General features: G+C 75.0%; 30 protein-coding genes. 18 read left to right on the top strand and 12 right to left on the bottom strand.

Annotated elements, in window-relative coordinates; translation table 11 throughout:
• Positions 1 to 102: 102 nt before the first annotated feature.
• The 4 genes from ACQEVU_RS31625 (at position 103) to ACQEVU_RS31610 (ending at position 1,742) form a co-directional block, all read left to right on the top strand.
• Positions 103 to 519 carry a hypothetical protein gene (locus ACQEVU_RS31625; RefSeq protein WP_433329960.1) on the top strand — a complete coding sequence of 139 codons (417 nt, stop codon included), beginning with the start codon at positions 103 to 105 and terminating at the stop codon, positions 517 to 519.
• Between the two features lie 5 nt (positions 520 to 524).
• Complete coding sequence (locus tag ACQEVU_RS31620; protein WP_433329958.1) at positions 525 to 920, top strand: hypothetical protein; 396 nt, start codon at positions 525 to 527, stop codon at positions 918 to 920.
• Positions 921 to 1,005: 85 nt separating this feature from the next.
• Entirely contained in the window at positions 1,006 to 1,350 is a 345-nt protein-coding gene (locus ACQEVU_RS31615) for a hypothetical protein (RefSeq protein ID WP_433329956.1), read from the top strand.
• Between the two features lie 74 nt (positions 1,351 to 1,424).
• Positions 1,425 to 1,742, top strand: a complete 318-nt coding sequence (locus tag ACQEVU_RS31610) for a hypothetical protein (RefSeq protein WP_433329954.1) — start codon at positions 1,425 to 1,427, stop codon at positions 1,740 to 1,742.
• Positions 1,743 to 1,800: 58 nt separating this feature from the next.
• Here ACQEVU_RS31610 and ACQEVU_RS31605 read toward each other — a convergent pair whose 3' ends face one another.
• Positions 1,801 to 1,989, bottom strand: a complete 189-nt coding sequence (locus ACQEVU_RS31605) for a hypothetical protein (protein WP_433329952.1) — start codon at positions 1,987 to 1,989, stop codon at positions 1,801 to 1,803.
• Positions 1,990 to 2,005: 16 nt separating this feature from the next.
• Here ACQEVU_RS31605 and ACQEVU_RS31600 point away from each other — a divergent pair, with 16 nt between their 5' ends.
• The 4 genes from ACQEVU_RS31600 to ACQEVU_RS31585 are packed head-to-tail and all read left to right on the top strand — an operon-like array spanning position 2,006 to position 4,494.
• Positions 2,006 to 2,485, top strand: a complete 480-nt coding sequence (locus ACQEVU_RS31600) for a hypothetical protein (RefSeq protein WP_433329950.1) — start codon at positions 2,006 to 2,008, stop codon at positions 2,483 to 2,485.
• The gene (locus ACQEVU_RS31595; protein WP_433329948.1) at positions 2,482 to 2,655 is read left to right on the top strand and encodes a hypothetical protein; all 174 of its coding nucleotides are present in this window, start codon (positions 2,482 to 2,484) and stop codon (positions 2,653 to 2,655) included. Before ACQEVU_RS31600 ends, ACQEVU_RS31595 begins: the two co-directional genes overlap by 4 nt.
• Before the next feature lie 5 nt (positions 2,656 to 2,660).
• Positions 2,661 to 4,328 (top strand): AMP-binding protein, encoded by a 1,668-nt coding sequence (locus ACQEVU_RS31590; RefSeq protein ID WP_433329946.1) that lies wholly within the window; start codon positions 2,661 to 2,663, stop codon positions 4,326 to 4,328.
• A gap of 10 nt (positions 4,329 to 4,338) precedes the next feature.
• The gene (locus tag ACQEVU_RS31585; RefSeq protein WP_433329944.1) at positions 4,339 to 4,494 is read left to right on the top strand and encodes a hypothetical protein; all 156 of its coding nucleotides are present in this window, start codon (positions 4,339 to 4,341) and stop codon (positions 4,492 to 4,494) included.
• Here ACQEVU_RS31585 and ACQEVU_RS31580 read toward each other — a convergent pair.
• Positions 4,484 to 5,098 (bottom strand): LysE family translocator, encoded by a 615-nt coding sequence (locus ACQEVU_RS31580; RefSeq protein ID WP_433329942.1) that lies wholly within the window; start codon positions 5,096 to 5,098, stop codon positions 4,484 to 4,486. The two genes, ACQEVU_RS31585 and ACQEVU_RS31580, sit on opposite strands and share 11 nt — an antisense overlap.
• 81 nt (positions 5,099 to 5,179) lie before the next feature.
• Here ACQEVU_RS31580 and ACQEVU_RS31575 point away from each other — a divergent pair, with 81 nt between their 5' ends.
• Together ACQEVU_RS31575 and ACQEVU_RS31570 are read left to right on the top strand one after the other, a co-directional pair.
• Positions 5,180 to 5,632: an Lrp/AsnC family transcriptional regulator gene (locus ACQEVU_RS31575; protein WP_433329940.1), complete on the top strand. Its 453-nt coding sequence runs from the start codon at positions 5,180 to 5,182 to the stop codon at positions 5,630 to 5,632.
• A 67-nt stretch (positions 5,633 to 5,699) separates the two neighbouring features.
• Positions 5,700 to 6,545, top strand: coding sequence for an SAM-dependent methyltransferase (locus tag ACQEVU_RS31570; RefSeq protein ID WP_433329938.1), 846 nt, complete (start codon positions 5,700 to 5,702; stop codon positions 6,543 to 6,545).
• Here ACQEVU_RS31570 and ACQEVU_RS31565 read toward each other — a convergent pair.
• Both ACQEVU_RS31565 and ACQEVU_RS31560 read right to left on the bottom strand, forming a co-directional pair.
• Positions 6,542 to 7,123, bottom strand: coding sequence for a GNAT family N-acetyltransferase (locus tag ACQEVU_RS31565; RefSeq protein WP_433329936.1), 582 nt, complete (start codon positions 7,121 to 7,123; stop codon positions 6,542 to 6,544). The genes ACQEVU_RS31570 and ACQEVU_RS31565 overlap by 4 nt on opposite strands.
• 45 nt (positions 7,124 to 7,168) lie before the next feature.
• On the bottom strand, positions 7,169 to 7,696 hold the full coding sequence (locus ACQEVU_RS31560) for an AAA family ATPase (protein WP_433329934.1): 528 nt from the start codon (positions 7,694 to 7,696) through the stop codon (positions 7,169 to 7,171).
• A 30-nt stretch (positions 7,697 to 7,726) separates the two neighbouring features.
• Between ACQEVU_RS31560 and ACQEVU_RS31555 the strand changes: the two genes are divergently transcribed.
• On the top strand, positions 7,727 to 8,590 hold the full coding sequence (locus tag ACQEVU_RS31555; RefSeq protein ID WP_433329932.1) for a ketopantoate reductase family protein: 864 nt from the start codon (positions 7,727 to 7,729) through the stop codon (positions 8,588 to 8,590).
• Here the strand turns inward: ACQEVU_RS31555 and ACQEVU_RS31550 are convergent.
• A complete protein-coding gene (locus ACQEVU_RS31550; protein WP_433329930.1) occupies positions 8,510 to 9,760 on the bottom strand; it encodes an MFS transporter in 1,251 nt (416 codons plus the stop codon). The genes ACQEVU_RS31555 and ACQEVU_RS31550 overlap by 81 nt on opposite strands.
• A gap of 59 nt (positions 9,761 to 9,819) precedes the next feature.
• Here ACQEVU_RS31550 and ACQEVU_RS31545 point away from each other — a divergent pair, with 59 nt between their 5' ends.
• Positions 9,820 to 10,779 (top strand): ArsR/SmtB family transcription factor, encoded by a 960-nt coding sequence (locus ACQEVU_RS31545; RefSeq protein ID WP_433329928.1) that lies wholly within the window; start codon positions 9,820 to 9,822, stop codon positions 10,777 to 10,779.
• Positions 10,780 to 11,213: 434 nt separating this feature from the next.
• On the opposite strand, the gene asnB is transcribed toward ACQEVU_RS31545, so the two are convergent.
• Entirely contained in the window at positions 11,214 to 13,085 is a 1,872-nt protein-coding gene (asnB, locus tag ACQEVU_RS31540; RefSeq protein ID WP_433329926.1) for an asparagine synthase (glutamine-hydrolyzing), read from the bottom strand.
• A 104-nt stretch (positions 13,086 to 13,189) separates the two neighbouring features.
• Between asnB and ACQEVU_RS31535 the strand changes: the two genes are divergently transcribed.
• Entirely contained in the window at positions 13,190 to 13,888 is a 699-nt protein-coding gene (locus ACQEVU_RS31535) for a response regulator transcription factor (protein ID WP_433329924.1), read from the top strand.
• On the top strand, positions 13,885 to 15,570 hold the full coding sequence (locus ACQEVU_RS31530; RefSeq protein WP_433329922.1) for a sensor histidine kinase: 1,686 nt from the start codon (positions 13,885 to 13,887) through the stop codon (positions 15,568 to 15,570). The genes ACQEVU_RS31535 and ACQEVU_RS31530 overlap by 4 nt, the downstream gene beginning before the upstream one ends.
• A gap of 187 nt (positions 15,571 to 15,757) precedes the next feature.
• Here ACQEVU_RS31530 and ACQEVU_RS31525 read toward each other — a convergent pair whose 3' ends face one another.
• The 4 genes from ACQEVU_RS31525 to ACQEVU_RS31510 form a co-directional block, all read right to left on the bottom strand.
• On the bottom strand, positions 15,758 to 17,665 hold the full coding sequence (locus ACQEVU_RS31525) for a potassium transporter Kup (protein WP_433329920.1): 1,908 nt from the start codon (positions 17,663 to 17,665) through the stop codon (positions 15,758 to 15,760).
• Positions 17,666 to 17,786: 121 nt separating this feature from the next.
• On the bottom strand, positions 17,787 to 17,924 hold the full coding sequence (locus ACQEVU_RS31520; RefSeq protein WP_433329918.1) for a hypothetical protein: 138 nt from the start codon (positions 17,922 to 17,924) through the stop codon (positions 17,787 to 17,789).
• 118 nt (positions 17,925 to 18,042) lie between these two features.
• Entirely contained in the window at positions 18,043 to 20,889 is a 2,847-nt protein-coding gene (locus ACQEVU_RS31515) for an AAA family ATPase (RefSeq protein WP_433329916.1), read from the bottom strand.
• Positions 20,890 to 20,948: 59 nt separating this feature from the next.
• Positions 20,949 to 21,254 (bottom strand): STAS domain-containing protein, encoded by a 306-nt coding sequence (locus ACQEVU_RS31510; RefSeq protein WP_433329914.1) that lies wholly within the window; start codon positions 21,252 to 21,254, stop codon positions 20,949 to 20,951.
• A 171-nt stretch (positions 21,255 to 21,425) separates the two neighbouring features.
• Here ACQEVU_RS31510 and ACQEVU_RS31505 point away from each other — a divergent pair, with 171 nt between their 5' ends.
• The 3 genes from ACQEVU_RS31505 to ACQEVU_RS31495 are packed head-to-tail and all read left to right on the top strand — an operon-like array spanning position 21,426 to position 23,991.
• Complete coding sequence (locus tag ACQEVU_RS31505) at positions 21,426 to 22,097, top strand: response regulator transcription factor (RefSeq protein ID WP_433329912.1); 672 nt, start codon at positions 21,426 to 21,428, stop codon at positions 22,095 to 22,097.
• Positions 22,094 to 23,446 carry an ATP-binding protein gene (locus ACQEVU_RS31500; protein ID WP_433329910.1) on the top strand — a complete coding sequence of 451 codons (1,353 nt, stop codon included), beginning with the start codon at positions 22,094 to 22,096 and terminating at the stop codon, positions 23,444 to 23,446. Before ACQEVU_RS31505 ends, ACQEVU_RS31500 begins: the two co-directional genes overlap by 4 nt.
• Entirely contained in the window at positions 23,443 to 23,991 is a 549-nt protein-coding gene (locus ACQEVU_RS31495) for a GerMN domain-containing protein (RefSeq protein WP_433329908.1), read from the top strand. The genes ACQEVU_RS31500 and ACQEVU_RS31495 overlap by 4 nt, the downstream gene beginning before the upstream one ends.
• Positions 23,992 to 23,997: 6 nt before the next feature.
• Here the strand turns inward: ACQEVU_RS31495 and ACQEVU_RS31490 are convergent, their stop codons facing one another.
• Positions 23,998 to 24,429 carry a response regulator gene (locus ACQEVU_RS31490; protein ID WP_433329906.1) on the bottom strand — a complete coding sequence of 144 codons (432 nt, stop codon included), beginning with the start codon at positions 24,427 to 24,429 and terminating at the stop codon, positions 23,998 to 24,000.
• 115 nt (positions 24,430 to 24,544) lie between these two features.
• Here ACQEVU_RS31490 and ACQEVU_RS31485 point away from each other — a divergent pair, with 115 nt between their 5' ends.
• Positions 24,545 to 25,054 carry a MarR family winged helix-turn-helix transcriptional regulator gene (locus ACQEVU_RS31485; RefSeq protein WP_433329904.1) on the top strand — a complete coding sequence of 170 codons (510 nt, stop codon included), beginning with the start codon at positions 24,545 to 24,547 and terminating at the stop codon, positions 25,052 to 25,054.
• Positions 25,055 to 25,123: 69 nt separating this feature from the next.
• Here ACQEVU_RS31485 and ACQEVU_RS31480 read toward each other — a convergent pair whose 3' ends face one another.
• Entirely contained in the window at positions 25,124 to 26,059 is a 936-nt protein-coding gene (locus tag ACQEVU_RS31480) for a DUF2267 domain-containing protein (RefSeq protein ID WP_433329902.1), read from the bottom strand.
• Positions 26,060 to 26,106: the final 47 nt, after the last annotated feature.

The raw sequence follows: 26,106 nt of genomic DNA, 5'->3' as shown, positions 1-26,106 counted from the left end.
CTTTCGTGACACGGCAGCGATCAGTTTCCTGACGCCGGGCGGTGAGACGGGTCCCTAACGTCACTGAGCGTCAAACCACGACTGAGGGAGCAGTGGTACACGATGGGCCTGTTCAAGCAGATGAAGGACCTCCGCAACGTCGCCGCCCAGGCGCCGGACATGGTCGCGCAGGCGCAGCAGACCGCGGCCGCCGCGCAGGCGTACGCCGCGCAGCAGCAGGCGGCCTACGGCATGACCGGGTACAACGCGGCCAACGCGTTCGGCGCGCCGGTCGCGACCGGGATCGCCGCCGACGACCCGCGGCTGGCGCCGATCGCCGGGGTGGACCTCGCGATGTACGCCCGCATCTCCAAGGCCGCCTCGCAGGAGGGCCTCAACGCCGACGGGCTCGTCGCGAAGGCGCAGTCGTTCGGTATCGCGGCCGACGCCTGGCAGGAGGCGGCGGCCGGCTGGCCGGCCCGCATGCGCGGCGACACGCAGCTCGCGGTCCACTACGGCAACCTGTTCGGCCAGGTCTGAGCCCGATGGGTCTCTTCGGCGACCTGCGCCGCCTGCAGAAGCAGGCGAACGAGATCTCCGCGAACTACGACCCCGGCGCGCAGATGCGCGCCGGCATGGCCCAGATGCAGCAGCTGCAGCAGAGCATGCAGGCGCAGACCGCCGACCTGGAGCTGCTGCGGACCGGCACGCCCGGCACGGCGACCATCATCGGGCTGGCCGACACCGGCGCCCGGGTGAACATGCAGCCGATGGTCCGCCTCGACCTGCTCGTGGAGGTGGGGGAGCGGCCGCCGTACCCGGTCAGCCGCGAGGTCCTGCTGCCGCTCGGCGCCTCCGCGCAGGCCGGCGTCGGGCAGCGGGTGCGGGTCATGGTGCACCCGCAGCAGGCGGACCGCGTCCTGGTCCAGTGGGGCACGTGACGGTCACGCCGCACAGGTGACGACGGGTCATGCGGGGCTCGGCAAGGGTTGGCTCAACACCCAGGACCGACTGAGGGAGAGTTCCGTGACCAGTGCCACCGCCGAGCGCCAGGAGACGACCGAGCGCGAGATGGGCATCGAACACCCGCTGCTGCTCGCCGCGCTCATGTCGCGGCGCGAAGAGGGTGAGAGCATCTTCGAGCACCCGCTGCTCATCGCCGCGCTGGCCAAGCGCCGCCAGGAGGAGGGCGAAAGCATCTTCGAGCACCCGCTCATGCTCGCCGCGCTCGCCCGCCGGCGCTCGCGCCGCAGCAGCGGCATCGAGCACCCGCTCCTGATGGCGATGCTCATGCGCCGCCGCGAAGAGGAGAGCGAGAGCTCGATGATCGAGCACCCGCTGCTGCTCGCGGCCATGCTCGGCCGCCGCTGACCCCACCGACCCGGTCCGCCCCGCCGCCACTTCCGCGGTGGCGGGTCGGACCGCCCTACCCACGGAGCAGCCAGATGGCGAACGAGCCCGACGAATCGTTTACCCACCAGATCGACGACCTGATCCTCGACATCCTCAACGACGCGGCGCGCCCGGCCGGCTTCGACAGCCCCGCCGGCCTCGTGCCGCGGGCGAAGCCCGGCGCGCCGCTGCTGGAGCGGGTCCTCATCGCCGAGGTCCTCGCCGGCAGCCTTGCCGACGCGCTCGCGCCCGCACTCGCCGCCGCCATCGCCCCGCGAATTCTGCACCTCATGGAGGGCGGCGAGTCGAGCGAGTCGCAACCGAAGCGCCCGCCCGCGCGGGCCGGGGCGAGAAAGGCCGACTCGAAATAACGTCCGGCGCGGATGCGCTGCGACGCGAAATCGCGTCACGATCGTTGAACCCCGCGTGCTACGTGCTCGCAACATCGCCGTGGCCGCACTGCTGGCCGCCGCCGCCGTGCTCGCCGGCCTCGCCGCGCACACGGCCCGCCCCGGCGCCGGTCCGCTGTCGGCGCGGGAGCGCCTGCTGCTGCTCGCCGAGGCCGCCGGGCCGCCCCGGCCTGAGCGTCGCCGTCGACCCGGCGACCGGCGCCGTCACCGGGCCGTACAGCCAGGTGCACCTGCGACGATGGGTCGGGCCGACCCCGATCGACAGCGAGCGCTGGCGGGCGCCCGACGGCTCCGGCCGCGTGGCCGCGCGCCGCCAGGGCGCGACCGTGCGGACCGACTACCCGCCGGGGAGCCTGCGGCTGCCGTTCGGCGAGCCGTTCCCGGACACCGCGGCCGGCCTGCGCGCCGCGCTGCCGGGCGCGCCGGCCGCCGCCGCGACCGCGCTGCTCGACGCGATCGGGATCCGGTACCTCACGCCGGCCGAACGCGCCGCCGTCCTGCGCGTCATCGCCGGCCTGCCCGGCCTGACGTTCACCGGCGGCGGGCCGCACGGCCTGAGCTTCGCCCTCGACGGCCCCGGCCTGAGCGTCGCCGTCGACCCGGCGACCGGCGCCGTCACCGGCTGGCGCTACGGCGATGCCGAGCGCGTGGAGGTCCTCGACTCGCGGAGGGTGCCGGCCCCTCCGCTAATAACCGACGGGTGAACCCGCGACGCAGCGCGATCGACCACGTCCTCGCCCTCATCGCCGGCGTCGCCGGCCTGACCCCGGACGCGGTGCGCGCCTGGGCGGTCGAGCCGCACCCGGCGCTGACCGGCGGCCCCCTGCCGTGGCAGCGGCGTCTGGCGGGGGCGCTGGAGCGCGGCCTACGCTGACGGGCATGTCGTTCGAGGCGTTCAAGGCGGCCCGCGACCTGCTGCTGGCCACCCGGGAGGACTACGTGGCCGCGACCGCCCAGTTCCGCTGGCCGCAGCTCGGCGCGTTCAACTGGGCCCTGGACTGGTTCGACCGGGTCGCCGCCGGCAACGACGCGCCCGCGCTGTGGATCGTCGAGGAGGACGGCTCCGAGCAGCGGTTCTCCTGGGCGCAGATGTCGCAGCGCTCCAACCGGCTCGCCAACTGGCTGCGCGCGCAGGGCGTCGGCCGCGGCGACCGCATCGTGCTCATGCTCGGCAACCAGGTCGAGCTGTGGGACACGATCCTCGCCGCGATGAAGCTCGGCGCGGTGATCATCCCGGCGACGCCGCTGCTCGGCCCGGCCGACGCCCGCGACCGGGTGCTGCGCGGCGGCGCGAGGCACGTCATCGCCTCCGCGGCCGCCGCCGCCAAGTTCGACGGCATCGACCCGGCCGTGACCCGCATCGCGGTCGGCGGCGACGCCGAGGGCTGGTTGCCGTACACCCTGAGCGGCGACGCATCGTTCACCCCGGACGGGCCGACCGACGCCGCCGACACGCTGCTGCTGTACTTCACCTCCGGCACCACGGCCCGCCCGAAGCTCGTCGAGCACACCCACGCCTCCTACCCCGCCGGGCACCTGTCCACGATGTACTGGATCGGCCTGCAGCCCGGCGACGTGCACCTCAACATCTCCTCGCCCGGCTGGGCCAAGCACGCCTGGAGCAACGTCTTCGCACCGTGGAACGCGCAGGCGTGCGTGTTCATCTACAACTACACGCGCTTCGACGCGGCCGCCCTGATGCGGCAGATGCAGCGCTGCGGCGTGACGAGCTTCTGCGCCCCGCCGACGGTGTGGCGGATGCTCATCCAGTCCGACCTGACCCAGCTCGCCACCCCGCCGCGGCTGGCGGTCGGCGCCGGCGAGCCGCTCAACCCGGAGGTCATCGAGCAGGTCCAGCGGGCGTGGGGCGTGACGATCCGCGACGGCTTCGGCCAGACCGAGACCACGGTGCAGATCGCCAACCCGCCCGGCCAGCCGGTCAAGCCCGGCTCGATGGGCCGCCCGGTCCCCGGCTACACCGTCGCCCTCATCGACACCACGACGGGCGAGCCGGCCGACGAGGGCGAGATCTGCCTGGACCTGGCGCACCGCCCGCTGGGCCTGATGGCCGGCTACCACGGCGACGAGGAGCGCACCGCCGAGGCGATGGCCGGCGGGTACTACCACACCGGCGACATCGGCGCCCGCGACGCCGGCGGCTACATCACCTACGTCGGCCGCGCCGACGACGTGTTCAAGGCCTCCGACTACCGCATCTCCCCGTTCGAGCTCGAGAGCGTCCTCATCGAGCACGAGGCGGTCGTCGAGGCCGCGGTCGTGCCCTCGCCGGACCCGGTCCGCCTCGCGGTGCCGAAGGCCTACGTCGTCCTGGCCGCCGGCTGGCCCGCGACCGAGGAGACGGCCCGGGCCATCTTCGCCCACTGCCGCGCCCACCTGTCGCCGTTCCAGCGCGTGCGCCGCCTCGAGTTCGCCGAGCTGCCGAAGACCATCTCCGGCAAGATCCGCCGGGTCGAGCTGCGCGCGCAGGAGCGCGCCAAGCACCCCGACGCTCAGTCCCGCCCCGAGGGCGAGTTCTGGGACGCCTGACCCGCGAGTGATGCGCATGGTCCGGCTCTCCACGTCGTACCGCCGGCGCCCTCGACGACGCCTCGGCGCCCGGGCCGAGATCGTCCGGGGGGCGAGCCACGACGTCCCGCTGCACGCGCCGGAGCTGGTGATCGACCGCGTCCTCGGCTCCGGCGTCAGCCGATGAGCCGGTCGGCGAGCAGGACGCCGCCGAGCAGCAGCATCGCGGCGCCCGCCGTCCGGCTCACCGCGACGGTGGCGCGCGGGCGCCGCGCCAGCAGCGTCCGCGCGGCGGTGCCCAGGGCGGCATAGAACACCGCGCACGTCGCCGTGAACGTCAGGCCCAGCGCGGCGACCTGCGCCGCCACCGGCCACGACGCGGCGGGATCGGTGAACTGGGGCAGCAGCGCCACGAACATGAGCAGGCCCTTCGGGTTCAGCGCGCTCACGCCCACGCCGCGGCGGAACAGCGGCCACGTGCCGGACGCGCTCGCCGCGGCCGGTGCCGTACCGCCGCGGGACAGCAGGGTCGACGCGCCGTGCCACATCAGGTACGCGCCGCCGGCCACGCTCAGCGCCGTCAGCGCCGCCGGGGAGCCCGCGACCAGGGCGCCGACGCCGGCCGCCACCACCGCCGTCACCGCGCAGTAGCCGGCGGTCAGGCCGGCCACCGCGGGCAGCACCGCGCCGGCCCGGGCGCCGGCGGCCAGGGTGAACGCCCAGTCGGCGCCGGGCACGGCGATCAGCAGGGCGGCGAGGAGCCAGAACGCCGCCAGCGCGCTCGGGGACATGGGCGCAACATATCGACGATCACGCGAAAAGTGCTGCCAAACCTTGGCTCCCGGCCGGCCCGGCGTGGAAGTATTTTGCGCGTGGACGCCATAGACCGGAAGATGCTTGCGGTACTGCAGGAGGAGGGCCGCCTCACCGTCACCGAACTCGCGGCCCGGGTCGGGCTGAGCGTGTCGCCGTGCCACCGGCGGCTGCGGGAGCTCGAGCGCGACGGCACCATCCGCGGCTACCGGGCCGTCGTCGACGCCGACGCGGTCGGGCTGAAGTTCCAGGCGCTGGTCTTCGTCACGATGCGGCAGGAGGACCGCGAGACGCTGCTGGGGTTCGAGGCCGCCGTCGCGCGGATCCCCAACGTGGTGCAGGCGCAGCGGCTCTTCGGCGACCCCGACTACCTGCTGCGCATCGTCACCGCCGACCTCGCCGGCTACCAGCAGCTCGAGGACGACGTCCTGGCGGTGCTGCCGGGCATCCAGCGGCTCAACTCGACCCTCGTCATGAAGCACGTCGTGGCCGACCGGCCGCTGCCGGCGTAGGGCCGCGTGCGGTTATGATCCGAACCGGACGGGGAGCCCAGTCGGAACAAACGTGCGGAGAGCGGACATGTCTTCTGGCGCCGAGTGGATGAAGGCCAGGCCCGCGCCCGGCCACGAGCCGATCGACCTGCAGACCGACCGGCCCCACCCGGCCCGGGTCTACGACTACCTGCTCGGCGGCAAGGACAACTTCCCGACCGACCGGGCCGCGGCCGAGCAGGGGCTGAAGGCCAACCCGGCCAGCCGCATCCCGCCCCGGGAGAACCGCAACTTCCTGCGGCGCGTGGTCGAGTACCTCGCCGCCGAGGAGGGCGTGCGGCAGTTCCTCGACATCGGCACCGGCATCCCGACCTCGCCGAACGTGCACGAGGTCGCGCAGGCCGTCGCCCCCGAGTCCCGGATCGTGTACGTCGACAACGACCCGATCGTCCTGGCGCACGCCCGGGCGCTGCTGACCAGCAAGCCCGAGGGCCGCACCGAGTACGTCGACGCCGACCTGCGCGACGTCGAGCGCATCCTCGACTCGCCGCAGCTGCGCTCCGCGATCGACCTCGACCAGCCCGTCGCCCTGCTGCTCATCGCGATCATGCACTTCGTCGGGGACGCCGACCAGCCGTACGACATCGTGCGCCGGCTCGTCGACGCGCTGCCCTCCGGCAGCTACCTCGCCCTGTCGCACCTGACCGGCGACTTCGACGCGGCCGCGTGGGAGCGGGTCGCGGCGATCTACGCCAAGCAGGGCGTCACCATGCAGGTGCGCCCGCACGACGACATCGCCCGCTTCTTCGACGGCCTGGAGCTGCTCGAGCCGGGCCTGCCGATCGTCACGAAGTGGCGCCCGGACGCCGACGTCGACCCCGACGCCACCGACACCCAGGTCGCCGTCTACGGCGGCGTGGCCCGCAAGCCCTAGTCGGTGTCCAGGTCCGCCCGGATCAGCGAGTAGACGGCCATGTCGGCCCGGGTCCCGTCCCGGGCCGGCACCACGCTGCGCAGCACGCCCTCAAACCGGAACCCCGCCGCCTCGGCGACCCGCCGCGACGCCGTGTTGCGGGTGTCGGCCTGCAAATGGATGCGTTCCAGGCCGCACTCGGCCAGCGCCCAGCGGGCGACCTCCGCGGCCCCCTCGGCCGCGTAGCCGCGCCCCCGCGACCACGGCGACGTCCAGTAGTGGATCTCCGCGGTGCGGGAGACCCAGTCGGCGCCGAACAGCTGCACATGCCCGGCCAGGCGCCCGCCGCCGCGGGGCTGCAGCGCGAACCCGACGCCCTTGCCGTCGATGCGCCGCTGTTCCATGCCGCCGGTACACCAGGACACGGCCGTCGGCAGGTCCGCGCCCGCGTACGGGTACCCGACCGGGGCGCTGCCGATGAACGCCGGGTCCTGCCAGGCCAGGTGCACGTCCGGGGCGTCGGCGGCGGCGAACGGCCGCAGCAGCAGCCGCGCGGTCGTCAGGACCGTGCGGGGAAACACCTCGGCGACGTGAACCATCTTCGAAACATATCCGCTCCCGTCCTGCCTCGCTGACGGCCCTGGTCAGCCGCTTCCGGCCAGGAACGCGGCGACCTGCGCCACCCGATCCTCAAGACTCCCCGGCGGTACCTCGACCAGCTCGTAGCCGAGCCCGCGGTACACGTCGGCGTGGATGCGCTCGAAGCGCTCCGATTCGGCGAGGCTGATCCGGCGGGCGGCGGTCGGCACGATGAACCCCATGAGCCGCACGAACAGCACCCGCCGCTCGTAGGTGCCCTCCCGCGCGATGCGCGCCGCCTCGGCCGCCAGGGCCGCGGTCGGGGGCAGTCCACTGTAGACGGCCAGCGCCAGGGTGCAGACCGGCGAGCGGTCGAACACCTGCACCGGCCCCCGCGCGGCCAGCTGCCGCTGCCGCTGCACGGCGACGATCCGGTCGAGGAACGCCGGCCCGTCGGCCTCCAGCTGCGGTGTCGCGCCGATGACGTCGGTGGCGGCCTCGTCCACCACGACGTGCCCGGCCGCGCGCAGCGCGAGGGCGATGCTGGTCTTGCCGGCGCCGGGCGCGCCGGTGAGTACGATCCTGCGGGTCATGGCCGCCTCCGAAGCGGATAGGTTGACGGTATGGCGAAGATTGCGATCGTCGGCCCCGGCGGCGTCGGCGGCCTCCTCGGCGGGGTGCTGACCCGCACCGGCCACGACGTCGTCTACGTCGCCCGCCCCGAGACCGCGGCCGCGCTCGGCCGGCGCGGCATGAGCGTGCACAGCGTGCAGTTCGGGGATTTCACGGTGCCGGCGCGGGCGGTGGAGTCGCTGGATGCCCCGGCCGACGTGGTCGTGGTGGCGACGAAGGCGACGACCCTCGATGAGGCCCTGCAGCGGGTGCCGGAGTCGGCGGCCGGGATCTTCCTGCCGCTGCTCAACGGCGTCGAGCACATGGCGGTCCTGCGGGGCCGCTACCCGGCGGCGCGGGTCGTCGCGGGCTCCATCCGCATCGAGTCGACCCGGGTGAGCGCCGGCCGGATCGAGCACACCAGCCCGTTCTCCGGCATCGATGTGGCCGGTGACGGCGCCGCCGAGGTGGCCGCGCTGCTGACCGGCGCGGGCTTCGACGTCAGTGTACGCGACTGCGAGGCCGCTGTCCTGTGGGACAAGCTGGCGCTGCTGGCGCCCCTCGCCCTCATCACGACCGCGACCCGGGCGAGCATCGGCACGGCCCGCGAGATGCGCCGCGACGACCTCGTCGAGATGGTGTCGGAGGTGGCGGCCGTCGCCCGCGCGAGCGGCACCGAGATCGAGGCGCCGGCGATTCTCGCCATCCTCGACCAGGTCCCGGCGCCGATGAAGTCCTCGATGCTGCGCGACGCCGAGGCCGGCCGCCCCCTGGAGCTCGACGCGATCGGCGGCTCAGTGCTGCACGCCGGCGCCCGCCTCGGCATACCCACCCCGGCCACCGCCCGCGTCGTCGCCGAGCTGCGCGGGCGCTAGCCGGACCGGGCCCCGGCCGCGGCGCATCGCCGGCGCGAGCAGCGCCGTCACCAGGATCGACGCGGCGGCCATCACGCCCATCGCCCGGCCCGGCGCCATGACCTGCGCCACCGTGCCGGCCAGGGTCGCGCCGACGGCCTGCATGGTGTACATCCCGGCGGCGTGCAGGCCCAGCGAGTGCCCGCGCAGCTCGTCGGGGACCAGCTCGACGAGCCGGTCCTGCAGCAGCAGGCTCTGGCAGTACCCGACGGAGGCCACCGCCACCAGCACGAGCGCCGCCGGCAGCGGCGGCACCGCGGCGAACGCCAGGTAGGGCGCGGCGAGCAGCAGCTGCACCGGGGTGGTGAGCGGCCGGCGCCAGCGGGCCGGCAGGAACCGCCCGGCCAGGACGTCGCCGGCGAGCATGCCCAGCGCCCCGGCGACGAACAGGGCGCCGGCGGCGCGGCCGGAGAACGGCACGAACAGCGCCTCGCAGCCGACGATGAGCCCGTTGGGCACCCACAGGCCGAGGTAGACGGCGCGGCGGGCCGGCGAGGACAGCAGGGTGCGGTTGCCCTCCCAGGTGGCCCGCACCGACGCCCGGCCCGTCGCCCGCGGCGCCCGCCGGGTGAGGCCGAAACGGGCGACCAGGGCGCCCAGCAGGGACAGGGCGGCGCCACCCAGCAGTACCGCACCCGGAGCGAAGGCGGCCAGCAGCGCACCGCCGGCCGCGAACCCCGCGATCTGCATCAGCCCGACGGACATGTTCAGCAGGGAACGGCCCAGCAGGTACCCGCCGGCGGGCAGGATCTCGGCGAGCAGCCCGAACCGCACGCCGCCGCCGACCGACGCGGCCAGCCCCTGCAGCAGCACCAGGCCGAGCACGGCGCCGACCGGCAGCCCGGGCGCGGCCATCGCGGCGGTGGTGAGGGCGGTGAACGCGGCCAGCCCGGACAGCGCCGCCCGCGGCGGGATCCGGTCGGCCAGCGACAGCAGCGTCGTCGCCCCGATCACCTGCGCGAACGACGAGCCGAACAGGCTCAGCGCGCTCAGCAGCGCCGACCCCGTCGCCCCGTAGACGAGCGTGGCGAGCGCGATGCCGCTCACCGTCCCGGCCGCGACCTGCGCCGACACGGTCGCGAACAGCGCGGGGAACTCCGGGGTGGCGAACAGCTCGCGGTAGGTGCGCATGCCCCGCAGTCTGCGGCTGCGGCTTTCGCCGACGATAGAGTTTCGGTTGGAGGCGAAACATGGGCGTGTGGCGGATCGACGCGGACGTGCTGGCCGGCAGCCGGTTCGCCGTGTCGGCGATGATCGAGACCGTCGGCTGCCTCGCCTCCGTCACCGGCCAGCACCGCGTCTCACCGACGCAGCGGGAGTGGCAGCGCGAGCACCTGCCGGCGTGGCGGGCCCGCTGGGCCGCCGACCCGTTCGCCCTGCCGTTCCTGCGCGACGCGATCCGCCCCGGCTGGCTCGCCGACTTCATCGTCCGCCCGCCCCTCTCGCCGTCGCCGCAGTTCGCCGACGACCTCGCCCGCGTCGCCGCCACCACCGACGAGCAGGCCCGCCGCGACATCCTCGAGTCGATGGACCGCCCGCTCGCCCCGGTGCTGCTCGAGGACGGCCTGGTCGCCCGGACCGTCGAGCTGCTCGACTGGACGTGGCGGCACTGCGTGCGCCCCGGCTGGCCCCGCCTGCGCCGCGTGTTCGAGGCCGACATCGTCGCCCGCAGCGGCCGGCTCAGCACCGGCGGCTGGGCGGCCGTGCTCAACGGCATGCGCCCCGGCATGCGCTGGCTCGGCGACGGCCGGCTGCAGATCAACGCCTACGACTACCCGCCGCGGGACGTGACCGGCAGCCGGCTGCTGTTCGTCCCGGCCACGTCGGGCCGCGGCTGGGTGAGCTGGGAGGAGCCCGGAGACGTGCACGCGATCATCTATCCGTGCACCGGCTGGCTGGCGCAGGACCCGGATGTCGTACCCCCGGACGCCCTCGCCCGCCTCATCGGCCCGGCCCGGGCCCGGATCCTCACGCTGCTCGGCGAGCCGAAGAGCACCACGCAGCTGGTCGCCCTGACCGGCCAGACCCTCGGCTCGGCCGGCGGGCACCTGCGGGTCCTGCGCGACGCCGGCCTGGCCGCCCGCCGCCGCGCGGGCCGCTCGGTGCTGTATTACCGCACCGCGCTCGGCGACGCGTTCTTTCATGTTTAGCCGGGGGAGCTCCGCTCCACCCGGACCCCCTCAAGACCCGCAGCGGTGTCCCCGGGCGGCGAAGGGGCCCTCTGGGCTCGTTCCCACGTTGATCGGGCCAGCCTCGCGTGGTCGCCTGTGCGAGCGTCGCCGTGCGGCTGGTGCGGCCCGGCGCCGCGGTCGTCCGAGCCGGGTGCCGTGCTCCGCCGGTGTCCCATCGCACGCGGGATGTCCGGCCAGAGGCCGGCTACCACCAGCCCTGGCATTCGGCCCAACCGTGGAGCGTCGCGGCCCGACTCGATGCGCCGCAGCACGTCGCGGGTCTGGCGCAGCGGCACGCCGGGCGGCAGGGCCGGGTTGGCCGGCCCGTGCACACCGGCCAGCGCCGGCCCGGGACGTGCGCCGGCGGCTCGGGGCGTGCGCCGGGTGGGCGGGTAGCGCTGAAGACCCGCTCGTCAACAGGGTGTGCGGCCGCGGGTCTCGTGGGCGGGGCGGGCAGGGGCGGCGTGCTGCTGGGTGTACCACAGGCAGAACATCAGCACCGTCCAGACCTTGCGGGAATGGTCCGCCGTGCCGCGGCGGTGGGCGGCCAGCAGCCGCTGGACGTGGGCGATGTCGATGAGGTGGTCCACCGCCGCGCCGGCCAGGACGTCCGCGGCCCACTCGCCGATCGGGCCGCGCAGCCAGACCCGCGTCGGGGTCGGGAAGCCGAGCTTGCGGCGCGTCACCACCGCGTCGGGGACCAGGCCGCGGACGGCCTCGCGCAGCGCGTGCTTCGTGGCGTGCGGGCTCAGCTTCAGCTCCGCCGGCAGCGACGCGGCGGCGGCGAAGACCGCGCGGTCCAGGAACGGCACGCGCAGCTCGAGGGAGTGGGCCATCGACATGCGGTCGGCCTTCGTCAGGATGTCGCCGGGCAGCCAGGTGTGCAGGTCGACGTACTGCATCGTGCTCACCTCGTCGAGGCCCTCCGCGGCGCGGAACAGCGGGGCCGTCACCGTGGTGTGCGCCTCGGCCGGGCCGCGCATCAGGCGGGCCTTCTCCTGCGGGCCGAAGATGCGCGCGTTGCCGTAGTACCGCTCGCCGATCGGCGTCGTCGCCCGCTGCAGGAAGCTCTTGCCGCGCACGCCCTCCGGCAGCACGCCGGCGACGGCGCGCAGGCCGCGGCGCAGCGGGTCGGGCAGGCCGGCGACGGCGGCGAGCGCGGACGGCTCGCGGTAGATCTCGTATCCGGCGAACAGCTCGTCGGCGCCCTCGCCGGACAGCACCACGGTCACGTCCCGGGCGGCGGTGCGGCACAGGAAGTACAGCGGCACGACCGCCGGGTCGGCGACCGGGTCGTCCAGGTGCCACACGATGCGCGGCAGCGCCTCGATGACGTCCTCGTCGCGCACCAGCGTCGCGGTCAGGTCGACCCCCAGCGCCGCGGCCGTCTCGCTCGCCGCCTCGATCTCGCTGTACCGCGGGTCGTCGAACCCGGCCGTGTACACGCGGATGCCGGGGTGGCGCTCCCGGGCGAGCGCGACGACGGCGGTCGAGTCCACGCCGCTGGACAGGAACGCCCCGAGCGGTACCTCGGACTGCAGGTGGGCGTGCACGCTGTCGCGCAGCGCAGCGCGCACCGCGGCGATCGCGTCGGCGGCGGGGCGCTGCGCGGGGCGCAGCACCGGCTCGAAGTACCGCCGGATCTGCGGCTCCTGGCCGGGGCGGCAGGTGAGCGCGTGCCCCGCGGGGAGCCGGCGCACGGCCGGATGCAGGGTCGCGGGCTCCGGGACGTACTGCAGCGTCAGATAATGCGACAGCTCGGCCGCCCCGATCCGCGCCGCCCCGCCGGCGAACGGCAGCAGCGCCTTCTTCTCGCTGGCCAGGTACAGCCCGTCCGGGGTCCGCAGGTGGTACAGCGGCTTGATCCCGAACGGGTCCCGGATCGCGTGCAGGGTGCCGCTCGCCGCGTCCCACAGCACCGCCGCGAACATGCCGCGCAGCCGGTGCACCGCCGACGGGCCCCAGTGGTGCAGCGCCGCGGCGAGTACCTCCGCCTCCCCCTCGGTGGCGAAGACCGCGCCGTGCTCGGCGGCGAGCTGGGCCCGCAGCTGCCGGTAGTTGTAGAGCTCGCCGTTGAACGCGACGGTCCAGTGGCGGTACCGCCCCGGCTGGCGGCTGCGGGCCCGGTCGATGATCGCCAGGCGGGTGAAGCCGAACACGACGCCGCCGTCGGCCACCATCGCCGTCTCGTCGGGCCCGCGGTGGTGCAGCCGTTCCAGCGCGGCGGCGAGGGCCGGGCGGTCCGCCGTACCGTCGGCGCTGAGAAACACCAGGAGTCCACACATGGCGGCGAAGGTAGGAACCGCCGGGTTGGGATCCGATGAAGAAGTCGTTGCCGGATCGAAACCCGAAACGGATTTCGCAGGTTCCTCACATTCGGCGGGTCACAATGGCCGGGATGAGCGCACGCATCCTGGTCGCCGACGACGACCCGAAGCAGGCCGAGCTGATCCGGCTGTACCTCGAGCGGGACGGTCACAGCGTGCTCACGGTCCACAACGGCCGGGCCGCGCTGGAGCAGTGCCGCTCCCGCAAACCGGACCTGCTCGTCCTCGACGTCATGATGCCGCACGTCGACGGCCTCGACGTGTGCCGGATCGTGCGCGCCGAGTCCAGCGTCGCGATCCTGCTCGTCACCGCCCGCTCCACCGAGGACGACCTGCTGCTCGGCCTGGACCTCGGCGCCGACGACTACATGACGAAGCCGGTCAGCCCGCGCGAGCTGGCCGCCCGGGTCCGCGCGCTGCTGCGCCGCTCCGGCATCGGCAGCCCCGGCCACCAGCGCGTCCTCGCCGTCGGGGACCTGGTCGTGGACGCCGGCCGGTTCGAGGTCCGCGTCGGCGGCGAGCCGGTCGTGCTCACCGCGAAGGAGTTCGGCATCCTGGAGCTGCTGGCCGGCGAGCCCGGCCGCGTGTTCACCCGCGGCGAGATCATCAACCGGGTGTTCGGCTTCGAGCGCGACGTGTCCGAGCGCACCGTCGACGCGCACGTGGTGAACCTGCGGCGCAAGATCGAGGCCGAGCCGGTGCAGCCGCGGTACGTCCAGACGGTGTACGGCCGCGGCTACCGCCTGGCTGAGCAGCCGTGAGCTTCCGGGCCCGGATCTTCGTGCTGATCCTGGTCGTGGCGCTGGCCGCGATCGGCGCCACGGCGTGGCTGAGCTTCCGGCTGACGGCGCGGCAGATCGCCGACTCGCAGCGTCAGGCGACCCAGCACGTCACCGACATCGCGGAGTCGGTCCGCTCCTACGCGCGCCGCCACGGCTCCTGGGCCGGCATCGACGGCAAGGTGCGGCAGCTGTCCGACGCCAATAACCAGCGGATCCGCCTGGTCAACCTGTACGGCGAGGTGACCGTCGACAGCGACAACCTGCGCGGCAAGGCGGCCCGGCCGGTGGTGAGCCCGCCGGCGCTCATCGACCCCCGCCCGACGCTGCGCCTGGAGGCGAGCGGCGGGAAGGCCGAGGCGCTCGTCGTCGCGGAGCTGTCGCAGTACCGGATCGCGACCGTCACCGCGCGCTGCCGCACCGAGCAGTTTCTCGACGTCGCGGCGGTGACCCCCGACGCGTACGGCATCCCGGTGCCCGACAGCGTCCCGCCCGGCATCGACGGCGGCTGCCCGCAGCAGGCCGCGCGCGAGCAGCAGAACGCCGGCGACGGCGACTGGGCGGCGGTCACCGGGTGCCGCGCCGTGCAGGCGTACCAGCGCTGCCTCGCCGAGGCCTTCGGCGACCGGGCGTCGGGCTTCGCCCCCGAGCCGCTGCAGCTGTTCCTGGGCGCCGTCGACGACGATGCCGTACGCCTGGTCGCGCGCCCCACGCTGCTCTCCCTCGGCGGCGTGCTGGTCCTGGCCCTGCTCGGCACCGCGTTCGTGGCCCGGCACGTGAGCCGCCCGCTGCGCTCGCTCACGGCCGCGTCGCGCCGCCTGGCCGACGGTCACCTCGACGCACGCGTGCCGGCCGGCGGCCGCGACGAGGTCGGCCAGCTCTCGGCGTCGTTCAACCGGATGGCCGCGGCGCTGGAGGAGTCGGAACAGGCCCAGCGCCGCCTGGTCGCCGGCGTGGCCCACGAGCTGCGGACGCCGCTTTCGAACCTTTTGGGGTATCTGGAGGCATTGCAGGACGGTCTGGTGGCGCCGTCGCGCGAGCTGTTCGGCTCGCTGCACGAGGAGGTGCTGCTGCAGCGGCGCATCCTGGACGACCTGCAGGATCTGACGCTGGCCGAGGCGGGGCACCTGGCGTACCGCCGCACGGACTTCGACCTCGCCGAGCTGGTCGAGGTCAGCCGGGTCGCGCACCTGGCCGTCGCGGAGGCCGCGGGCGTGCGCCTGGCCGCGGAGGCGGTCGGCCCGCTCCCGGTCCACGGCGACCAGGACCGCCTGCGCCAGGTCCTGGGCAACCTGGTGACGAACGCGTTGCGCTACACCGACCCGGACGGCGACGTGGTGCTGCGCGCGTTCCCGTCGTCGGGCCGCGCGGTGGTCGAGGTCCACGACACGGGCTGCGGCATCGCGGCGGCGGACCTGCCGTATGTGTTCCAGCGCTTCTGGCGCGCGGACCCGGCGCGCGACCGGGAGACGGGCGGCAGCGGGCTGGGGCTGACGATCGCCCGGCAGATCGTGCTCGACCACGCCGGGACGATCGAGGCGGAGAGCGAGCTCGGCATCGGCACCACCTTTCGGGCGACGTTTCCTCTGACTGTGCCGGCTTTTCCTCTGACTGTGCCGGCTGAAGCGCGAGGCGGGCCGAGCCCGAGAGCCGGCCGGAGCTAGAGATCGCCCGCGGGCGCGCGTTGTGCGGCCTCGTCGTTGCAGCGGCCGGCCGGCGCCGCCGGAGTCGTCACCTCAACGTCGCGAGGTCACGCGGCAACCACGTGAACGCTCGGCGGCGGTGCGCTCCGCTTCGATTTCCACCGTACAGGACCGCACCTAATCGACCTTGGCGGCAGTAACCGCGCGATTACACCTCGATGTGTGAGCCCATGATGACCGTGCGGTCGCGGGGGAGGCCGAAATGCTCCGCGGCGTCCGCGGTGATGTACGACGTGGCGATGAACAGGCGCTTGCGCCACGCCGCCATCGTCGGGCGGTCGCCGCGACGCAACTCGATCTTCGACAGGAAGTACGAGGCGTGCTCCAGGGCGGGCTCCGCGCCCTCCGTCTTCGACGGCTCGAGCAGGCGCAGCGTGGCGGGGAGGTCCGGGGTGTCCATGTAGCCGAAGCGGACCGTGACGTGGACGATGCCGTCGTCGGCGTAGCCCAGGTCGTCGACGGTGATCCGGTCCTCGGTCGCGACGCGGGGGACCGGCAGCGTCTCCAGGGACATGATGAGGACGTGCTCGTGGCGTACGTGGTTGTGCTCCACGTTGGCGCGCATCGCCAGGGGCGCCGTCTCCTTGCCGCGGTTCAGGAACACCGCGGTGCCGGGCACGATGCGGGTCAGGGACGGGTCGGCGCGCAGGCGTTCGATGAACTCGCGCAGCGAGCCCTCCTTGGTGGCGCGCTCCGCCGTGACGATCTCGCGGCCCTTCTGCCACGTCGTCATGACCGTGAACGCCGTCAGGCCGATCAGCAGCGGCAGCCAGGCGCCGTGGATGAGCTTCGTCAGGTTGGCGGCGAAGAAGAGCAGGTCGACGAGCAGGAGCACGGACGCGCCGCCGGCCAGCAGCCAGCGCGGGGTGTGCCATTTACGGCGGGCGATGTAGAAGAACATCAGGGTGGTGATCGAGATGGTACCGGTGACCGCCATGCCGAAGGCGAACGCCAGCGCCGCCGAGCTGCGGAAGGCGAAGACGAGGGTCAGGACGGAGACCATCAGCAGCCAGTTGATCCACGGTACGTAGATCTGGCCGATCTGCGACTCCGACGTGTGCGCGACGCGCAGGCGCGGCAGGTACCCGAGCTGCGCGGCCTGCGACGCCACCGAGTACGCGCCGGTGATCACGGCCTGCGAGGCGATGACGGTCGCGGCCGTGGCGATCAGGACCAGGGGCAGGCGCAGCCAGTCCGGGACGAGCAGGAAGAACGGGCCGGCGACGTTGGCCGGGTTGTCGAGGATCAGGGCGCCCTGGCCGAAGTACGACAGGGTGCAGGCGGGCAGGACGAGCCACAGCCAGGCGCGGGTGATGGAGCGGCGGCCGAAGTGGCCCATGTCGGCGTACAGCGCCTCGGCCCCGGTGACGGCGAGCACGACGGCGGCGAGGGAGAAGAACGCGATGCCGAAGTGGCCGGCGAGGAAGCCGACGGCGTACGTGGGGGACAGGGCTCTCAGGATCGCCGGGTGCCGTGTGATGCCGACGGCGCCGCACGCGCCGATGGTGGCGAACCACAGGATCATCACGGGGCCGAAGACGCGGCCGACGGCGGCGGTGCCGCGGCGCTGGACGAGGAACAGCGCGATGATGATGACCGCGGTGATGGGCACGACGAGCTCGGCGAAGGACGGCTGGACGAGCTTGAGGCCCTCGACGGCGGACAGGACCGAGATCGCCGGGGTGATCATGCTGTCGCCGAAGAACAGGGCGGCGCCGAAGATGCCCAGGCCGGCCAGGACCGCCGCGACGCGGCCGCCGCCCTGGCCGCCCCAGCGGCGCAGCAGGGTGATGAGGGCCATGATGCCGCCCTCGCCGTCGTTGTCGGCCCGCATCGCCAGGAGCACGTACGTCACCGTGACGATGATCATCACGGACCAGAAGACGAGGGAGACGACGCCGTACACGTTGTTGGCGTTGACCGGGACCGGGTGCGGGTCCTCGGGGTTGAAGACGGTCTGCAGCGTGTAGATGGGGCTGGTGCCGATGTCGCCGAACACGACGCCGAGCGCCCCGACCACGAGTCCCAGGCTGACCGACTCCTGCCGTCCGCTCACGCCGACACCTCCGCTTCGCTGCGGTGCCGGCGCGAGGAGAAGCCACCGCTCACGGCCGTCCTTCCCACGCTGCAACGTCCCCGGCGGACAGTACCCGCCGGGGACGTTGCGAACAGCGTGATCAGCCGGACACGAACGCGCGGACCTCGGCCAGGACGAGGGTGTCGGTGAGGTACGTCGTGGCGGCGTTGACCTGGGCGGCCGGGGCGGCGAAGACCAGCGCCGCGCAGGCCAGCAGGAGTGCGAGAACCCGGCGCATGGGACCTCCTCGATCTCGGGGGAACGGCTCGGCGGAAGCCGTGCATCGAAGCGTGCCGATCATGGTCCCGGTCGCGCATCGGCGAAATCGCCGGTGCGCCCGCCGGCGTCGCCGCGCGTCAGGACATGACGCGGGCCAGCTCCGTGCGGGAGCGCACCCCGAGGCGCACGAAGATGTTGCGCAGGTGGTGATCGACGGTCCGCGGGCTGACGAACAGCGCGGCGGCGACCTCGCGGTTGGTGGCCCCGCCGGCGACGAGCCGCGCGATGCGGTCCTGCTGGGCGGTCAGCCCGGCCCGCCCGTCCGGTTCGGCGCCGGGCGCGTGGTCGCCGGCGGCGCGCAGCTCGGCGGCCGCCCGCTGCGCCCACGGCACGGCCCCGAACTGCTCGAACGTCGCCAGGGCGCCCCGCAGGTGCTCCCGCGCCGCGGCGGGGCGGCGACGGCGGCGCAGCTCCTCGCCGTACAGCAGCGCCGTGCGGGCCCGGGCGAACGCCGAGTCCCCGGCCAGGTGCAGCCGCAGCGCCTCCCGGAAGTGCGCGTCGGCCTCGTCGTCGCCGGCGGCGAGCAGGCCGTGGCAGCGTTCGGACAGCGCCAGCCAGGTCGGGTTGGCGGTGCTGAGCGCCCACCGGTCGTAGGCCTGCAGGACCGTCCGCGCGGGCCCGGCATCACCGCACCGCACGACGCACTCCACGAGCGTGGGAATTGCCGGCACCTGTACCCCCAGATGCCCCCGTCCCACCGCGGTCCGCATGACGCCCCACAGCCGCCCGGCCGCGTCGGCGTGCCGCCCCTCGGCGACGTCGACGAGGCTCGCCGCCCACACGCACATCGCGCGGGCCTGGCTGTCGATGTCGGCTCCGGCCCGCGCCCGGCACCGCCGGATCCACCCCCGGCAGCCGCCGGCGTCGCCGAGCATCCCGGCGATGACGGCGAGCAGCCCGCAGCAGTTGTCGGCGACGGCGTCCTGCGCGGTGGCGGCCGCGAGCCGCAGCCCCTCGGCGGCACCGGCCCCGGCGAGGTCGAGGTCCCCGAGCGCCAGTGCGGCGGTGGCGGCGACCTCCAGCGCGAGCGTCTCGACGGCCCGGTCCCCGACCCCGCGCGCGAGCCGGGCCGCCCGCGCCGCGAGCCGGTGCGCGACCTCGTCCTGCCCGGCGATGATCCCGGCCCACGCCGCCCGCACGAGCGCCGCCGGCTCGTCGACGGCCCCGGCCAGCTCCAGCACCCGGCGCAGCGCCGGCCCCGCCCGCTCCGGCCGCCCTCCGAACCCGGCGGCCAGCCCTTCGAAGCGCGCGAGCGCCATCTCCTCGGCCGGGCCCGCGGGGTGCAGCCGCAGCGCCCGGGCGGCGACCTCGGGGAAGAGGTCGTGCCGCCCGGCCGCGCACACCGCCTCGCCGGCGAGCTCGAACGCCCGCAGCGCCCGCCGCCCGGTCAGCCCCGCGGCCGCCGCCAGCAGCGTGTGCCGCGCGTCGGCCGAGGCGCCGGTACGCAGCTCGATCTCCCCGAGCAGCAGTTCGCGTTCGGCGTGCAGCGGTGGCGGTACCGCCGCGGTGAACACCCCCCGCAACAGCAGCCGGGCCCGATGCGGCTCGCCCCCGCGCCACGCCAGCCGCGCGGCCTCCAGCGTCCGCTCGGCGGCCCGGGCGGGCGCGGTGGTCAGCGCGGCGGCCCGCCGCAGCGCCTCGGCGGCCGGGCCGGGCGGTGCGCCGCCGGCCGCGGCGGCGAGCCGGTCGGCCAGCCCGTCGTCGAACCCGTCGGCGACGGCGGCCAGGTGCAGCGCCGCGCCGGCGCCGCCCAGGGCGGCCAGCCGGCGGTGGGCGGCGTGGCGCTCGGCCAGGGTGGCCTCGGCGTACACGACGTGGGCGAGCAGCGGCGGCCCGAACCGGACCCAGCCGTCCTCGACGTGGATGAGCTCGGCGCGTTCGGCCGGGCCGAGGTCGGCCGGCGGGTGTCCGGCGGCCAGCAGCAGCGCGGCGCGGCAGCCGGCCGGGGCGCCCGGCCCGGCGGTCAGGGCCTCGGCGGCGGCGAGGACGAGGGCCGAACGGGCCGGGGCCGGCAGGGTGCGCAGGATCGCCCGGTACTCCCGGCGCAGCGGCCCGTCCCGCGGCGGCGCGGCCGGCGGGGCCGCGTCGCCGCGGCGCTGGTCGCCGTCAAGGGCACCGGCGAGCTCGATCAGGGCGCGCGGGCTGCCGGCGGCCAGGCCGGCGAGGACCCCGGCGACGTCGCCGGCCAGGTCCGGTACGGCGTCGGCGAGCACGTCCCGGCTCGCCCGCAGGTCCAGGGGCGCGAGCCGGCGGCGCGGGAGCCCGGCGAGGGCCGCCTCGGCCGGGGCGCAGCCGGGCCCGTCCCGCAGGGCGAACAGCACCGCGATCGGCTCCCCGCCGAGCCGCCGCGCGGCCAGGGCGAGGGCGTCGAGGGAGGCCCGGTCGAGCGCGTGCGCGTCGTCGACGAGGCAGGCGACGGGGCCGACGGCGGCGGTCGCCCGCAGCGCCCCGAGCACCGCGAGCCCGGCCGCGAGCCGGCCGCCGGGCGCCCCGTCCGGCCCCGCGCCGCGCTCCGGCCCCGCGCCGCGCTCCGCCCCCGCGCCGCGCTCTGGCCCCGCGCCGCGCTCTGGCCCGGCGCCGCGCTCCGGCCCGGCGAGGGGCCGGTGGATGGCGGCCGGATAGGGCACGCGCCGGTTGTCCGGGGCCGAGGCGAGCAGGCGGTGCAGCCCGGCGAACGGCAGCGCCGACTCGGCCGGGCAGCCGGTGACCGCAAGCACCGTGATGCCGTCGCCCGCCTCGCGATCGCCGGAGCATCCGGACGAGGCGGCCGCCAGCAGGGCGGTCTTGCCGATGCCGGCGGGGCCGCTCACGACGAGGGCGGCTCCGCGCCCCGCCGCGGCCTCGGCGAGCACGGCGGCGAGCGCGGCCAGGTCGGCGTCGCGGCCCCGCAGGCAGACTTTCTGCACGGTCGATGCATCAACCATGCCGCCGATTGTTACGCGTCAGTAACGCGCAGGGGAAGTGGGAAGGGACGAACGGCGCGTCACTGCACGTGCAGGACGTGCTCCACGCGGGCCAGGCGCAGCGTGCGGGCGATGCGCGGGCCCGGCGAGCGCAGGCTCAGGCGGCCGCCCGCGGACCACATGCGGCGGTGCACGTCCAGGAGCATCCCGATCGCCGCCGCGTCCACGAACGGGCACTGCGCCAGGTCGACCACGAGGACCGAGGGCTGCAGCGAGGCGGCCTCGTGCAGCAGGGCGGAGAAGCGCGGTACCGAGGAGGCGTCGAGCTCCTCTGTGATCACGATCTCGATCGTCGCGGCCGTCGGGCCGGCCGTCCCCCCGTGCATGGTGGTTCTCCCGTCGCCGCGGCGCGGACGCGGAGCGTTCCTGGCGCCTTATCGCTAGGGTTCGGCGCCGATGTGGCGACAGGTGCCCGGAAGTGTGACGGTTGTATGACTTCCGGCCGGAGGGGCCGGCCGGGTGGTTGCCGGACCCCGGCGGGCGGCATGATGCGTCCTATGGCAGGCGTGCTGGTGATCGAGGACGACGACCGGATCCGCCTCTCGCTGGCCCTCGCGCTGGAGGACGAGGGCTACGCGGTGCGGGGCGCGGCGAGCGCGGAGGAGGGGCTCCTCGCGCAGCGGGACCAGCCCGCCGACACGGTACTGGTGGACCTCATGCTGCCGGGCGTCGACGGGTTCGAGTGCATCCGGCAGCTGCGCCGCGGCGACGACGTGCCGATCGTGGTCATCAGCGCCCGCGACGACACCCACGACATCGTCGCCGCGCTCGAGGCCGGCGCCGACGACTACCTGGTCAAGCCGGTCGCGGTCAAGGAGCTCTCGGCGCGGCTGCGGGCCCTGCGCCGGCGCGGGCGCACCGTACAGGCGCTGACCAGCATGGTGTTCGGCGACATGGAGATCCTGCCGGACGCGGGCGAGGTGCGCATCGGCGGCGAGCCCGTGGCCGTGACCCGCACCGAGTTCCGGCTGCTGTGTGAGCTGGCCGAGCACCCGGGGCAGGTGCTCAGCCGCCAGCAGCTGCTGCAGCGGGTGTGGGAGTACGAGATCGGCGACGAACGGCTCGTCGACGTCCACGTCGGGCGGCTGCGGCAGAAGATCGAGCAGGACTCCAAGCAGCCGCGGTACCTCGTGACCGTGCGCGGCATGGGGTACAAGCTGCAGAAATGATGCGCTGGAGGGCGGGGCTGCGCACCCGGGTGGTCGCCGGGTTCGCTGCGGGTGCGCTGACGCTGTCGGCGTCGATGGCCCTGGTGTCCTACGAGGTGACCCGCACCTATCTCATCGCCGGGCGGGAGCGTTCGGCGGTGCGCTCGGCGACGTTCGACGCGCGGGTCGTCTCCGCCGGGCTGAGCGCCGAGCACCCCGACATCGCCGGGATGCTGCGCTCCCTCGACACCGGCGGCAACCGGCGGGTGCTCGTGTTCCACCTCGGCCAGTGGTACTCGCGCAACGCCGACACCGGGGCGTCGGATGCGGTACCGCAGAGCCTGCAACGCCTCGTGAGCGACACCGGGCAGGGCATCCAGCGCGTGGCGGTCGACGGCTCGCCGGCCGTCGTCGTGGGGCTGCTGCTGACCCCGGCGAGCGCGCTGTACGTCATCGACTACCTCGGCGAGCTCGACCAGTCCCTGCGCACCCTCGGCTGGCTGCTCGCCCTCGCCGCCGCCGTGGTCGCCGCGGCCGGGGCGGGCGTCGGCTGGTACGCCACCCGCTACGTCCTGCGCCCCCTGCGCTCCGTCGCCGACGCCGCGCAGGGCATCACCGCCGGCGACCTCAGCGCCCGCCTCGACCCGGCCACCGACCCCGACCTGGCCCGGCTGTCGACGTCGTTCAACGAGATGGTCGACCAGCTGTCCCGGCGCATCGAGCGGGACCGCCGCTTCGCCGCCGACGTCAGCCACGAGCTGCGCTCGCCCCTGCAGACCCTGGCCGCCTCCGCCAGCGTCCTGGAGCGGCGCCGCGACGCCCTCGACGAGCGCACCGCGACCGCGGCCGGGCTCGTCGTGGCGGAGCTGGCCCGGTTCCAGTCGCTCGTCGACGACCTGCTCGAGCTCTCCCGCGGCGACCTGCCGGCCCAGCTCGCCCCCGTCGACGTCGGCGATCTCGCCCGCCGCGCGGTGCAGCGGCGCAACCTGCCGCCAGACATCGTCGACTGCCCCGCGGAGACCCGGTGGACCGTCGACCGGCGCCGCCTCGAGCAGGTGCTCGTCAACCTGATCGACAACGCCGTCACCCACGGCGGGGGGCCGATCGCGGTGCGGGTGCGCTCCGACGGGCCCGACGGCGTCATCGAGGTCGACGACGAGGGCCCCGGCGTCGCGCCCGGGGACCGCGACGTGATCTTCGACCGGTTCGTCCGCGGCCGCTCCTCCGGCGCCCGCGGCAACGACGCCGGCACCGGGCTCGGCCTGTCGCTCGTCGCCCAGCACGTCGCCGCGCACGGGGGCCGGGTGCTGGTGCTGGACCGGCCGGGCGGCGGGGCGCGCTTCCGCATCGAGCTGCCGGGCGTACGGTGAGGCGGCTCGCCCCGTTCGCCGTGGTCGCGCTGCTCGCGGCCGGCTGCGGCGTGCAGACCGACCCGGAGCCCCGCCCGATCGAGCCGTCGGTGACGATCGGCTCCTACGAGGGCCCGATGGCCCCCGTCTCGCCCGGGACCGCGATCGAGCGGCTGTACCTCGTGCAGGGCAACCAGCTTGTCGCCGTCGACCGCCGGGTGGACGCCGTGCCCTCGCCGGAGCGCCAGCTCGCCGAGCTCGCCGCCGGGCCGACGCCCGAGGAGCGCGACCGCGGGCTGGACAGCGCGCTGGTCGGGACCGCGTTCATCACCGGGGTACAGCTGCACAACGGCACCGCGATCGTCGGGCTCGCCGGCGACAGCTCGATCCGCAACGACGAGATCCTCGCGTACGGCCAGATCGTCTGCACGCTCGCCGCCCGGGCCGATGTCGTGGCGGTGCGCTTCACGCAGGAGGGGCGGCCGATGGAGGTGCCGCGGGCCGACGGCGCCCTGACGTCGCAGATGCTCACCGACACCGACTACCGCAACCTGATCCGGACCTGACCATCGTCAGTCGGTGAGGCGGTCGACGACGATGCTGAACTGGTCGACGCCGCGGATCAGCCCGGCCAGCTGCGCGAAGTCGACGGGCTTGCGGAAGTAGAACTCGCTGGGCACGCCGAAGTCGCGCAGCATCTGCTCCTCCAGCGGCGAGCTGGTCAGCACGACCACCGTCAGGTCGGCCAGCCGCCGGTTGCCCAGGACCCGGTCGAGCACGACCCGGCCGTCCACGCCGGGCAGGTTGAGGTCGAGCAGCAGGATGTCCGGCGTGGGCGCGTCGGCGTAGGCGCCGCGGCGCTCCAGGAAGTCGATCGCCTCGAGGCCGTCGCCGATGACCGTCAGCGGGTTGCGCAGCCGGTGCTCGCGGAACTCGTCAATCGTGTAGGCAACATCGCCGGCATCGTCCTCCACCAGCAGGATGTGGGCCAGGCCGAGGCTCATTGGCTCCCCATTATTTGCATCTGTGCAATGGTACCGGGATACCGTAACGCAAGCCGCCGCGACGGGACCAGAGTGACGGGTGCCCGCCGGCCGCACGCCGTGCAACGATTTCCGGATGACAACCGAGCCGCTCGTCGAGGCGCTGCTTGCCGTGAGCCGCAGCATGGTCGCGCTCGCCGCGCGCAACCTGGCGACGCTCGGCGCCGACGTGACGCTGGCGCAGTACCGCACGCTGGTGATGCTGGCCGGCGGCGGTCCGCAGCGCAGCGCGGTGCTGGCCAAGGAGCTCGGCGTGGCGCCGTCCACGCTGACCCGCATGTGCGACCGCCTCGTGCGCAAGGAGCTCGTGCGGCGCTTCCACCGCTACCGCGACCGCCGCTCCATCTGGCTCGGCCTCACCCCCGAGGGCCGCGACCTGGTCGGCATGGTGATGAGCGCCCGCCGCCGCGAGCTCGAGGAGCTCGTGAAGGCCGGCGACCTGCGCGCCGCCGGCGCGGACCTGGACCTGCTCGACGCCTTCGTCCGTGCCTGCGGCGAGCTGCCCGACGACGAGTGGTGGGGCAACTGGCGGGTGTCGGCCGACCCGGTCGACGGCGCCCACCCGATGCGCCCCTCACGCTCCTGACCTGCGGCCGCGGCCGGGGCGCGATCGGGTCGCCGCCGGCCGGCCGATGCCTTCCTCTGCCTTCCTCGCTCACCTGATCCGCGGCCCCGGCGCGGTCAGCCGGGGCACGACCGGCTCGTAGCCGGCCGGCAGCTCCGCCACGCAGTCGCGGAACTCGTCCGGGGCGGTGACGTCGCGCAGCACCGACAGGACCGCCCGGGTGTGCGCGGCGGCGTCGTCGCCGGTCGCCTCCGGCCCCTCCCGCACCGCGACCTCGTCGAGCAGGTCGGCGAGGTCGGTGCGGGCCGTCCCGCCCCGCCCGCGCTCGACGCCGCGCAGCAGCGGCGGGTGCAGGGGCGGCGGCACGTACGCGCGCAGCTCCTCGATCCGGGCCTCCGGCATCCGCAGGGCGAGCGCCTCCAGGACCGCCTCGGTGGCGACGGCGGCCCGGTCCCGCTCCAGGTGCGCCCGCTCGGCGACGAGCCCCGCGAACTCGCCGGCGGTCAGCGGCCCCGCGTACTCCCGCGGCGGCTCCAGCGGCCCCGGCGCCGCGCCGCCCGCCGCGGCCGGCTGCGCCGCTCTCGGCGCCGGGACCGTCCCGCCCGGCGCGGGCCCGCCCCCGAGCACCGGCCCGTCCGGCGCGGCGTCCAGCAGCGGCGCGTAGTCCTTGGGCAGCTGCTCCGCCGTGGCGCGGAACGCCTCGTCGCCGCCGGCCGCGCGCAGCGCCGCGAACACGGCCCGGGCCCGCGCCGCCGCCTCCTCGCGGGTGGCGTCGTCCTCGCGCTGCGCGATCTCGTCGAGGAACGCCTCGACGCTCATGCGGTGCGCGCGCCCCCGCCCGAGCACGACGCCGCGCTCGAGCGCCGGCGCCAGCTCGGCCGGCACGCTGTCGCGCAGCTCCTCGGCGTGCCCCCGCCCGATCCGCATCGCGAGGGTCTCCAGGACGGCGTCCGCGCTGCGCTGCGCCTGGCGCGGGTCGAGCCCGCCGTGCCGCGCGACGATGCCGATGAAGGTCTCGTGGTCCATGCCCGCCCCCAGGGGTTTCGGCGGTCATTTCCGGATTTTTCCACCGT

The sequence above is a fragment of the Dactylosporangium sp. CA-139066 genome (genome assembly GCF_050936175.1).
Lineage (GTDB): Bacteria > Actinomycetota > Actinomycetes > Mycobacteriales > Micromonosporaceae > Dactylosporangium.
This window is presented reverse-complemented; position numbering and strand designations above follow the sequence as displayed.